At 69.4% G+C, this 10,524-nt stretch carries 9 protein-coding genes; 7 read left to right on the top strand and 2 right to left on the bottom strand.

All coding sequences use genetic code 11. The features are described 5' to 3' along the window. Positions 1–159: 159 nt before the first annotated feature. Positions 160–804, bottom strand: coding sequence for a hypothetical protein (locus tag ABE505_RS09495; RefSeq protein WP_346443080.1), 645 nt, complete (start codon positions 802–804; stop codon positions 160–162). A 108-nt stretch (positions 805–912) separates the two neighbouring features. Then, complete coding sequence (locus ABE505_RS09490) at positions 913–3,474, bottom strand: penicillin-binding protein 1A (RefSeq protein ID WP_346443078.1); 2,562 nt, start codon at positions 3,472–3,474, stop codon at positions 913–915. A 165-nt stretch (positions 3,475–3,639) separates the two neighbouring features. Here ABE505_RS09490 and ABE505_RS09485 point away from each other — a divergent pair, with 165 nt between their 5' ends. The 7 genes from ABE505_RS09485 (at position 3,640) to ABE505_RS09455 (ending at position 10,524) form a co-directional block, all read left to right on the top strand. Next, the gene (locus tag ABE505_RS09485; RefSeq protein ID WP_346443076.1) at positions 3,640–4,698 is read left to right on the top strand and encodes a pilus assembly protein PilM; all 1,059 of its coding nucleotides are present in this window, start codon (positions 3,640–3,642) and stop codon (positions 4,696–4,698) included. After that, on the top strand, positions 4,698–5,303 hold the full coding sequence (locus ABE505_RS09480; RefSeq protein ID WP_346443074.1) for a PilN domain-containing protein: 606 nt from the start codon (positions 4,698–4,700) through the stop codon (positions 5,301–5,303). Before ABE505_RS09485 ends, ABE505_RS09480 begins: the two co-directional genes overlap by 1 nt. Further along, a complete protein-coding gene (gene pilO / locus ABE505_RS09475) occupies positions 5,300–5,974 on the top strand; it encodes a type 4a pilus biogenesis protein PilO (protein WP_346443072.1) in 675 nt (224 codons plus the stop codon). Before ABE505_RS09480 ends, pilO begins: the two co-directional genes overlap by 4 nt. A gap of 20 nt (positions 5,975–5,994) precedes the next feature. Further along, entirely contained in the window at positions 5,995–6,516 is a 522-nt protein-coding gene (locus tag ABE505_RS09470) for a pilus assembly protein PilP (RefSeq protein WP_346443095.1), read from the top strand. 94 nt (positions 6,517–6,610) lie between these two features. Then, positions 6,611–8,425: a type IV pilus secretin PilQ gene (gene pilQ, locus ABE505_RS09465; RefSeq protein ID WP_346443070.1), complete on the top strand. Its 1,815-nt coding sequence runs from the start codon at positions 6,611–6,613 to the stop codon at positions 8,423–8,425. A gap of 151 nt (positions 8,426–8,576) precedes the next feature. Beyond that, entirely contained in the window at positions 8,577–9,569 is a 993-nt protein-coding gene (locus tag ABE505_RS09460) for a MoxR family ATPase (RefSeq protein WP_346443068.1), read from the top strand. A 37-nt stretch (positions 9,570–9,606) separates the two neighbouring features. Continuing rightward, positions 9,607–10,524 carry a DUF58 domain-containing protein gene (locus ABE505_RS09455; protein ID WP_346443066.1) on the top strand — a complete coding sequence of 306 codons (918 nt, stop codon included), beginning with the start codon at positions 9,607–9,609 and terminating at the stop codon, positions 10,522–10,524.

Here is a 10,524-nt window from a genome sequence, read left to right as displayed (position 1 = left end):
CCTTTCCCTTTTCCGGGGCCCCTTTTCAAACCCGGGGTTCTTTGTCCTTTTTCGGGTGTTTAAATTCCCGAGGCCCCACGGTTCTTCTTTTCTGCGCGTTTGCCCGAAGGAGGCGAAGTCGGGCGGATTCGCTGCAATCGGGCGCTGTAATGCGGCGCGCTAGACGTCGTCGTCGTGCCCGGCCGACCCGGCAGCGAGCAATTGGCGCAGTTGCGCCCCGGACATCCGGCGGATCGGCCGATCGTCGTCGGCGCGCAGCGGCGCCTGGCGCAGCGCGTTGGCCGGCAGCACCGTCAGCTCGAACGCCACCTCGCCACCGTGGAAGGTCCAGGTCGGGCAATCCTCCCGGCGCGCGCGGTCGAGCCGGACGCGCCGACTCCGCGCCTGCGCCGGAATGCGCTGGTCGAGGAGGAAGCGCTGCACCGCATCGGCGTCGTCGCTGTGCAGATGCAGTTGCACCGGCGCCTGGGCATCGGCGGTGCCATCGAGTACGCCGCCGTGCAGACGGGGCTGGAACGGCGCGAAGAACGTGAGCGCTTCCAGCGCGGCCTCGCGGCTGCGCTGCAGCGCGTCGGCGTGCGCAGCGGACGCGAACAGGCGGCGGTACTCGCCCAGTGCCTGCTCGATTTCCTGATCCTGCGGCAGCGAGGCATCGTCGTGGATGCCCAGTCGCCCAGCGGCCTTCAGCCGGGCCTGATGGATCTCGTGGATGCCGCCCTCGGCCATGAGTCGGGCAGCCTCGTGCGCCAGACGGTGGCGACGTTCTCGGGTGCGGGCCCCGGCATGCTGGCGTGCGCGATGCATGCATGTTCCCCCGTGTCGATCGACGTACCGACTCTACGCCTCCCTCCTGGGCGGTCAAGCCATCGCGCCAGGGGCCGGCGCGATGGATTCAGGGGTGGGCCGGTTCGATCAGAAAATGTCGAACGCTTCCTCGGCCGGCACGTCGTCGATCTGCAGATCGACCTCGGACGCCATCCGCTCCAGGTCCTCGGCCTTCACGTACTCCACGATGCCGCCACCCTCGGCGCCCACCGGCATCAACCGTCCGCTGGGGGTCACCGAGACGCGCACCATGCCTTCGGGCGGGTCGTTGCGCGCTTCGGGCACGCCGTCCAGAGCGACCCGCATGAAGTCGATCCAGATCGGCAGCGCGGAGCGTCCGCCGTACTCGCGGTAGCCGAGCGAGCGGTTGTCGTCGCGCCCGACCCAGACCGAGGTCACCAGGTTGCCGCCGAAGCCGGAGAACCAAGCGTCGCGATGCTCGTTGGTCGAACCGGTCTTGCCACCGACGTCCTCGCGTCCGAGCGCGCGCGCGGCGGTGCCGGTGCCGCGGCGGACGACGTCGCGCATCATCGAGATCATCTGGTAGGCCACGCGCTCGTCGATCGCGCGCTCGGCCATGACCGGTGCCTGTCCGTCCGCACGCGCCTCGGGTTCGGGGGGCGCTTCCGCCGGCTCCGGCGCTTCGGTGACGCTGCGCTGCGCCGACGCAGGTCCCAGGTCGAAGCCGTCGACGACATGCGAGGGTGCGGCCGACTGGCCGGGGCGGCCGTCGTTGCCGCAGCCACGGCAGGCCCGGGCCGGGTTCTCCTTGAACACCAGCGTGCCTTCGCGGTCGCGGACTTCGTCGATGAACCACGGGTTGATCCGGAAGCCGCCGTTGGCGAACACCGCATAGCCGCGAGTGACATCGAGCGGGCTCAGCGATGGCGTGCCGAGCGCGATCGACAGGTTGGGCGGCAGCTGCGACTCGTCGAAGCCGAAGTGGCTGATGTAGCGACGGGCGTAATCCACGCCGATCATGTCGAGCAGACGCACAGCGACCAGGTTGCGCGACTGCACCAGCGCTTCGCGCAAGCGCATCGGCCCGCGGAACTGGCCATCGGAATTCTGTGGCCGCCAGTCCTGCCCTCGGCGCATCCTGAACAACACCGGCGCGTCGGGCACGATCGACGCCGGGTTGAAGCCCTTCTCGAATGCCGCAGCGAAGATGAACGGCTTGAAGCTCGACCCGGGCTGGCGGAGCGACTGTGTGGCCCGGTTGAAATTGCTGCCGGCGAAGCTGAAGCCGCCGATCAGCGCGCGGACCGCGCCGTTGTCCGGCTCCAGCGAGACCAGCGTGGCCTGGCCGCGCGGCAACTGGTCGAGTTGCCAACTCACCGTGGGCGGCGGCGTGGGGGCGTCGGGATCGGCATTGGCGGCCACCTTGGCCGGAGTCTCGATCCGGCGCACCCGGGTGAGGTCGCCGCGCGCGAGCAGGGCGGACGGCGCGCGCCCCGTCCAGCGGCTGCTGGCCGCGTCCAGGGTGACGGTGCTGCCATCGGCCAGGACCACCTCCGCGGTGCCGTCGCCGCTGCGCAGCACCAGGGCCGGCAGCAGGCCGCCCTGCGGGGCGATGCCGCGCAGCCGGCGCGCGGCGGTCGCCGCGTCTTCATCGGCCGCCAGCTCGAAGGTCTCGCTCGGCTTGACCCAGCCGTGACGGTGGTCGTAGGTCATCAACCCGTTGCGCACCGCCAGTTCGGCGGCGGCCTGCATCGTCGGGTCGATCGTCGTGGTGACGTGGTAGCCGCGGGTGAGCACGTCGCCGCCGTAGCGGGCGACCATCTCCAGGCGCACCATTTCCGCGACATAGGGCGCGTACGCCTCGATCGGCCGCTCATGGGGGCTGGCGTGCATCTCGACCGCACGCGCGGCCGCCGACTCGGCCGGCGTGATGTAGCCCAGCTCCTGCATGCGCGCCAGCACATAGACGTCGCGACGCTCGCGCGCGCGCTCAGGATTGCTGATCGGGTTGCCGCTGGACGGGAATTTGGGGATCGCCGCCAGCGAGGCCATCTCGTCGAGGTCGAGCTCAGCGAGCGGCTTGCCGTAGTAGAACTCGGCCGCCGCGGCCACGCCGTAGGCGCGGTTGCCGAAGAAACTCTTGTTCAGGTACAGCTCGAAGATCTCGTCCTTGGTGAGGTTCTGCTCCATCTTGCGCGCCAGCAGCATCTCGGCGAACTTGCGGGTGAAGCTGTACTCCGAGCTCAGGAAGAACTGCCGGGCGACCTGCTGGGTGATCGTCGAGCCGCCGGGGACGCGGCGGTCGTCGGTGGTCGCCAGCAGCCACAGCGCGCGGGCCACGCCGCGGTAGTCGATGCCGCCGTGCTGGTAGAAGCGCGCGTCCTCGGTGGCCAGGAACGCCTGCTTCAGGCGCTCGGGCACCTGGTCGATCTTGACCGGGTAGCGCCGCGTCTCGCCGAACAGCGCGATCAGCTTGCCGTCCCGGGCATAGACGTACATCGGCTCCTGCATCTCGATGTCGCGCAAGGTCTCCACGTCCGGCAGCTTGGAGGCCACGGCCGTGTACAGGATGCCCGCGGCCACGGTGGCCAGGACGGCCAGCACCAGGCCCAGGATCAGGACCCAGCGCAGCAAACGGCGGAAACGGGAGGCGCGGGGGCGGGGGGGCGACGCGGAATCGGGTCTCATCCGCGCAGTATAGGGCGCCATCGCCGGCCGGTCGCTGAGCGGCTGCGAGGGCCTCCGACGCCCCCTGTGCAGCGTGCCCGACCTTGCCATTGCGGGGAAAGTCCGTTATCTAATGCGCCGGGACACGCGGCGTGCGGATGCGTCCGTGGCGAAGGGGAGCAATCTGTGGGGCTCATCGCAAAAAGCCACGTGCCGCTGGTCGGCATCGACATCAGTTCGACCGCGGTCAAGTTGCTCCAGCTGTCCAGGCAGGGCAACCGGTATCGCGTCGAACACTATGCGGTCGAGCCGTTGCCACCCAACGCCGTGGTCGAAAAAGCGATCGTGGAGGCCGAGGCGGTCGGTGACGCGATCCGGCGGGCCGTCGCCCGCTCGGGTACCCGTGCCAAGCACGCGGCCGCGGCCGTCGCCGGCTCGGCGGTGATCACCAAGACCATCCCGATGCCCGCCGATCTCGACGAGGACGAGCTCGAGTCGCAGATCGAGCTCGAGGCGGTCAACTACATTCCCTATCCGATCGAGGAAGTGAACCTCGATTTCGCGGTGCTCGGTCCCTCGCCCGGCAATCCCGATACCGTGCAGGTGCTGCTGGCGGCCTCCCGCTCGGAGAACGTCGAACTGCGCGCCTCGGCGCTGGAGCTGGGCGGGCTCATCGCCCGGGTCATCGATGTCGAGGCCTTCGCGATCGAAAGCGCGTTCGCACTGGTTGCCGATACGCTCGACATCGCCGCCGATGGTGTCGTGGCGTTGGTCGATGTCGGTGCGACGATGACCACCCTCAACGTGCTGCGCAACGGTCGCAGCCTGTATTCGCGCGAGCAGGTGTTCGGCGGCAAGCAGCTCACCGACGAGGTCATGCGCCGCTACGGGCTGAGCTACGAGGAGGCCGGCCTGGCCAAGCGCCAGGGCGGGCTGCCGGAAAGCTACGAGGTCGAGGTGCTCGAACCCTTCAAGGAGGCGATGGTCCAGCAGATCAGCCGCCTGCTGCAGTTCTTCTACGCCGGCAGCGACTTCAATCGGGTCGACCGGATCGTGCTGGCCGGCGGCTGCGCGTCGATCCCGGGCGCGGCGGCGATGGTGGAAGAACAACTCGGCGTGCCGAGCGTGCTGGCCAACCCGCTGGCGCAGATGACGCTCGGCCCGCGTGTCCAGGCGCAGGCGCTGGCCCAGGACGCACCGGCGCTGATGATCGCCTGCGGTCTTGCACTGCGGAGCTTCGACTGATGGCGCGGATCAACCTGCTGCCCTGGCGCGCCGAACGGCGCCGGCAGCGACAGAAGGAATTCGGGATCATGGCCGCGTTGGCGGCCGTGGCCGGTATCGTGCTGTGGCTGCTGGTGAACATGTACTACAACGCGCAGCTCGACGGGCAGCGCGCGCGCAATGCGTTTTTGCAGCAGCAGATCGCTGAGCTCGATCGTGAGATCGTCGAGATCGACAGCCTCGATCGTCAGCGCGCACGCCTGCTGGCACGCAAGGCGGTGATCGAGGAGCTGCAGGGCAATCGTTCGCAGATGGTGCACCTGTTCGACCAACTGGTGCGGACCATCCCCGACGGTGTGCTGCTGACCTCGCTCAAGCAGGAAGGGCAGATGCTGACGCTCGAAGGACGCTCGCAGTCGAACGCGCGCGTGAGCACGTACATGCGTGCACTCGAAGGCTCGGGCTGGATGACCAACCCGCAACTGGCGGTCATCGAGGCCCGCGACGGCGTGCCGGGGCTGCCGTACGCGTTCACGCTCAACGTCCAGCTCTCGACGCCGGCCGCCAAGGAGGCCGGCACAGCGACGCCTGCGCCCGCCGCACCCGCCCAGGAGGTCGCCCCGTGAGCCGCAAGAAGGTGTCGCTGCGCGAGCTCGACCTCAACAACGTCGGTGCCTGGCCGCGCGAGTACCGCATCGGGACCTGCGTGGTCGTGGGTCTGCTGATCTTCGCGCTGCTGTGGTGGGGTATCACCCGCGACAAGGGCAACGAACTGCGCACGCTGGAAGACCAGGAAGCCACGCTGCGCAGCGACTTCGAGACCAAGCAAGGCAAGGCCGCCAACCTCGAACCGCTCAAGCAGCAGCTCGCGCAGATGGAGCAGCAGTTGCAGCAGATGCTGCGCCAGTTGCCGAGCAAGACCGAGATGCCGGACCTGATCACCGACATCTCGCAGACCGCGATCGCCACCGGCATCCAGAACGACCTGTTCCGGCCCGGCACCGAGGTGCCGCGCGAGTTCTACGCCGAGCAGCCGATCGCGCTGCGCATGGTCGGCACCTACCACCAGTTCGGCGCGTTCGTCAGCGGAGTCGCTTCGCTGCCGCGCGTGGTCATCATGACGATGCACGACATCTCGCTCAAACCCCGCGGCGAGGACAGCGGCGGGCTGGCTGCGATCGGCCCCAACTCGGTGCTCGAACTCTCGGGCACGGTGAAGACCTACCGCTACCTCGACGAAGAGGAGACCGCGGCGCAGGAGCAGGCGGCCGCCGCCGCGACCGGGGAGACGCCCTGATGGCCGCGATCGCCACATCGATGGCCCGATGCGCGCTGGCGACCGCGCTGGCCGTGCTCGCGGTCGGCTGCGGGCGCGATATCACCAGCGAGCCGGGCGGCGCGCCCAATCTCGAGGTCTGGGTCGACGAGGTCAAGCAGCGGCCGGCGCCGCCGCTCGAGCCGCTGCCCGTCATGCAGCAGTTCGAGACCTTCGAATACTCCGCCCAGGGCATCCGCGACCCCTTCAGCAACGCGTTCACCGACGTCGACAACGGAAGCGGGCTGCGGCCCGATTCGAACCGTCGCAAAGAGATCACTGAGCAGTTCCCCCTCGACAGCATGGCGATGGTCGGCACCATGAACACCGGTGCCCGGATGCTCGGGCTGGTGCTGGCGCCCGACAAGGTGACCTACCGCATCGCGCCGGGGAACTACCTGGGGCAGAACGATGGCCGTGTCACATCGGTCACCGAGAATCGTATCGAGCTCGTCGAGCTGGTGCCCGACGGTGCCGGTGGCTGGCTGGAACGCCCGGCTTCGCTCGCGCTGAACGAAAAATGATGAGGAAAGCAAGATGACCGTGAGCAAAGCGGGAAGCCCGCGGGCCGCAAGGACGTCGGCACTTCACGCCGGCGCGTTCGGCCTCGCCCTTGGCATGTTGGCGGCGTTCGGCGGCGTGCAGGCCGCGCAGCCGGCCACACCGGCGTCGCTGCTGCCTGCGCTGCAGGCATCGGCGGGGGCGGCGCACACCGGCGTGTCGGTAACCGATCTCGATTTCAAGCGTGGAGACGGCGGCTCGGGCAAGCTGATCCTGCGCTTTGACGGCGAGGGCGCCGCGCCCGACCTGCGCACGCAGGACGGCAATGTCGTCATCAACCTGGGAGGTGCGACACTGCCGGCGCAATTGCAGCGCCCGCTCAACGTCGTCGACTTCGCCACCCCGGTGCAGCGCATCGACGCGCGCCAGGGCGGCAACGGCGCGCAGGTCGTGCTCAGCGCGCGCGGCGAGTTCGAGCCGATGGCCTACCAGAGCGGTCGCGACTACATCGTCGAGATCGTGCCACGCGCCGCCTCGAGCGATCGTGCGGTCGGGGCCTCCACCGCCGCCGCCGCGATGGGACAAGCGGCGACCACCGTGTCCGATGCGCGGGCCTACAGCGGCCGGCCGGTGACGTTCAACTTCCAGGACGTGCCGGTGCGTACGGTGCTGCAGCTGATCGCCGACGAATCCGACCTCAACATCGTCGCCAGCGACAGCGTGGCCGGCAACGTCACCCTGCGTCTGCAGAACGTGCCGTGGGACCAGGCGCTGGACATCGTGCTGCAGGCCAAGTCGCTCGACAAGCGCCGCAGCGGCAATGTGGTCTGGGTCGCCCCCCAGGCCGAGATCGCCGCGTTCGAGCAGGCCAAGGAAGATGCACGCCTGGCGATCGAAGAGCGCGCGGAGATGACCACCGAGTACATCCCGATCAGCTACGGCAATGCCGAGGACATCGCCAAGCTGCTGACCGAGGAAAGCAAGAACGGCACGGGCGCCAACGTCAACAACACCGGGGCCGGCACGTCGCAGCAACGCGGCTTCCTGTCGATGCGCGGCAGCCTGAGCTTCGACCGCCGCACCAACACGCTGCTGGTGATCGACATCCCCTCGCGCGTCAACGAGATCCGGCGCCTGGTGAATCTGCTCGACAAGCCGGTCGACCAGGTCGTGATCGAGGCGCGCATCGTGATCGCCAACGAGTCGTTCGCACGCGATCTCGGGGCGCGCTTTGGCGTATCCACGGCCAGGCGCGTCGACGATCGCGTCGATGTTGGCGGCAAGTTACCTATTGGCCAAGATGGCTCTGTCGGTGTCCCTGGCGGCCTGAATGTGAACCTGCCGGTGACCGGCAACGCCCCGTCGCTGGCCTTCACGATCCTGGGCAACACCATCAACTGGGCCGTCGAGTTGCAGGCGTTGCAGACCGAGCAGCGTGGCGAGGTGATCTCCAATCCCCGCGTCGTCACCAGCAACCAGCGCGAAGCCACGATCAGCCAGGGACAGGAGGTCGGCTACATCACCGTGACCGGCGGCCAGAGCAACAATGTCCCGACGGTGCAGTTCAAGGACGTGCTGCTGGAACTGAAGGTCACCCCCACCATCACCAACGACGGCCGCGTGTTCCTGGCGATGGACATCAAGAAGGATGAAATCATCGATTATGTCGAGTACCCGAACGTCGGCAAGGTGCCGCTGATCAGCAAGCGCAACGTGACCACCGCGGTACTGATCGACGACGGCCAGACGGTCGCGATCGGCGGCGTCTACGAATTCACCGATCGCGCGTCCTTGTCGAAGGTGCCGTTCCTTGGCGACCTGCCGATCCTGGGCAACCTGTTCAAGAGCCGCGGCCGCACCAAGGACAAGGCCGAACTGCTGATCTTCGTCACCCCGAAGGTCATGCGCGTCGCGCAGCGCCCGATCGGCTGATCGCCGCCGCCGCGCATGTCGCCACGGGGCCCGAAAGGGCCCCGTTTTCATGTCCGGCGGCTGACGCTCGTGGGTACACGGGTTGAACCCGGCCCCCCGGTTCGGGTCACACTGTCTGGCGGCGCAACCGGCGCCGGATACAGGGAACCCGATGGAGCATGCGGTCGAACAACCGGGGCAACTGCAGGCGCGGTTCGTCGCGCTGCGCGAGGCCCTGAGCGAGGAGATCGTCGGTCAGCCCGCGCTGGTCGACCGGTTGCTGGTGGCCTTGCTGGCCGATGGGCACCTGTTGGTGGAGGGCGCGCCGGGCCTGGCCAAGACCAGTGCGATCCGGGCGCTCGCGGCGCGGCTCGATGCTGATTTCGCGCGATTGCAGTTCACGCCCGACCTGCTGCCCGCCGACCTGACCGGGACCGAGATCTGGCGTCCACAGGAGGGCCGGTTCGAGTTCCAGGCCGGCCCGATCTTCCATCCGCTGCTGCTGGCCGACGAGATCAACCGCGCGCCGGCGAAAGTCCAGTCCGCGCTGCTCGAGGCCATGGGCGAGCGCCAGGTGACGGTCGGTGGCCGGACTTACCCGCTGCCCGATCCCTTCCTGGTCATGGCCACGCAGAATCCGATCGAGCAGGAGGGCACGTTCCCATTGCCTGAGGCGCAACTCGACCGGTTCCTGATGCATGTGCGCGTGGGCTATCCCGATGCTGGGGCCGAGGCGCGCATCCTGCAGTTGGCGCGCGACCGGGCGCTGGCCCGGCTCGATGCACGGCCCGAGGCGGTCGATCGGATGCCGCTCGCGGCGCTGTTTGCGGCGCGCCGGGCGGTGCTCGCGCTGCATGTGGCGCCGCCGGTGGAGCGGTATCTGGTCGAGCTGGTCCTGGCTTCGCGCGATGCCGCGCCCTATGACGCCGCCCTTGCCGCGCGCATTGCCTGGGGCGCCAGCCCCCGCGGCTCGATCGCACTCGAACGCTGCGCGCGGGCCGTGGCCTGGCTCGCCGGCCGCGACTTCGTCACGCCCGATGATGTCCGCGCCGTGGCCCCGGACGTGCTGCGGCATCGCATCCTGCCCAGCTACGAGGCGACCGCCGAGGGCTGGGACGGCGAGCGCCTGGTCCAGGCCTTGCTCGACCGCGTCCCGTTGCCCTGACGGCCGGGATCGGAAGGTCGTGATCGGGCATTCGGCAATGCGGGACGCGGACGGGGCCGTGGACACGGCGGCCGGCGTGCGCCCGGCGCTGGCCGAGCTCATTGCCCTGCGCGCGAGTGCCACGCGGCAGGGGGCGGCCCTGCGCGCGCATACGGGCCTGCGCCAGCAGGCGCCATCGCCGCTGCGTGGCCAGGGCATGGAATACGCCGAGTCGCGCGAGTACGTAGCCGGCGACGATGCGCGCCACATCGATTGGCGCGTGACCGCGCGCACCGGCCGGCCGCATACCAAGGCCTTCCAGACCGAGCGCGAACGGCTGACCTTGCTCGTGGCCGATACCGCGCCGACGCTATACGTGGGCAGCCGGGTGCGGTTCAAGTCGGTCCAGGCCGCGCGCGCGGCGGCGGTCGCCGCCTGGGCGGCCGTGGCCGACGGCGATCGCATCGCCGCCCTGCGCGGCACGCATGACGAGGCGCCGGTGCCGCCGGCATCGGGCAGTCGCGGTGCGCTGCGTGTGCTGCATGCGCTCGCGCGCTGGTATGCCGCGCCGCCTGCGGGCGATGCCGGGCTGGCGGTCGCGCTCGATCATGCCGGGCGGCTGCTGCGGCCTGGCGCGCGCCTGCTGGTGCTGGCCGATGCCGCCAGTATCGCGACCGTACCGGCGCAGCGCTGGCCGGCGCTGGCCGCGCACAACCAGGTGCTGGTGCTGCTGTTGACCGATCCACTGGAACAGGCGCCGCCGCGGGCACGGCTGCGCCTTGCCACCGCGTCGGGGCGAGTGGAACTCGATCTGCGCGACGGGGCGCAGCACGCGCGCTGGCAGGCGGCGTTCGCCGAGCCGATCGCCCGGGCCCAGGCCACGCTGCGTGCGGCGCGCGTGCGCTGCGTGCTGCTGTCGAGCGAGATGCCCAGCGATGTGTGGTTGCCGGCGTTCGGCCGGCCGAAGGCGGCCTGA

The sequence above is a fragment of the Luteimonas sp. TWI382 genome, from assembly GCF_039674545.1.
Lineage (GTDB): Bacteria > Pseudomonadota > Gammaproteobacteria > Xanthomonadales > Xanthomonadaceae > Luteimonas.
The sequence above is the reverse complement of the archived record's forward strand: the minus strand, read 5'-3'. Positions and strand labels throughout refer to the sequence as shown.

Coding starts and splice junctions, on each gene's coding strand:
- ABE505_RS09495 (WP_346443080.1), bottom strand. CDS start 804: ATGCATCGCGCACGCCAGCATGCCGGGGCCCGCACCCGAGAACGTCGC.
- ABE505_RS09490 (WP_346443078.1), bottom strand. CDS start 3,474: ATGAGACCCGATTCCGCGTCGCCCCCCCGCCCCCGCGCCTCCCGTTTC.
- ABE505_RS09480 (WP_346443074.1), top strand. CDS start 4,698: ATGGCGCGGATCAACCTGCTGCCCTGGCGCGCCGAACGGCGCCGGCAG.
- ABE505_RS09470 (WP_346443095.1), top strand. CDS start 5,995: ATGGCCCGATGCGCGCTGGCGACCGCGCTGGCCGTGCTCGCGGTCGGC.
- pilQ (WP_346443070.1), top strand. CDS start 6,611: ATGTTGGCGGCGTTCGGCGGCGTGCAGGCCGCGCAGCCGGCCACACCG.
- ABE505_RS09460 (WP_346443068.1), top strand. CDS start 8,577: ATGGAGCATGCGGTCGAACAACCGGGGCAACTGCAGGCGCGGTTCGTC.
- ABE505_RS09455 (WP_346443066.1), top strand. CDS start 9,607: ATGCGGGACGCGGACGGGGCCGTGGACACGGCGGCCGGCGTGCGCCCG.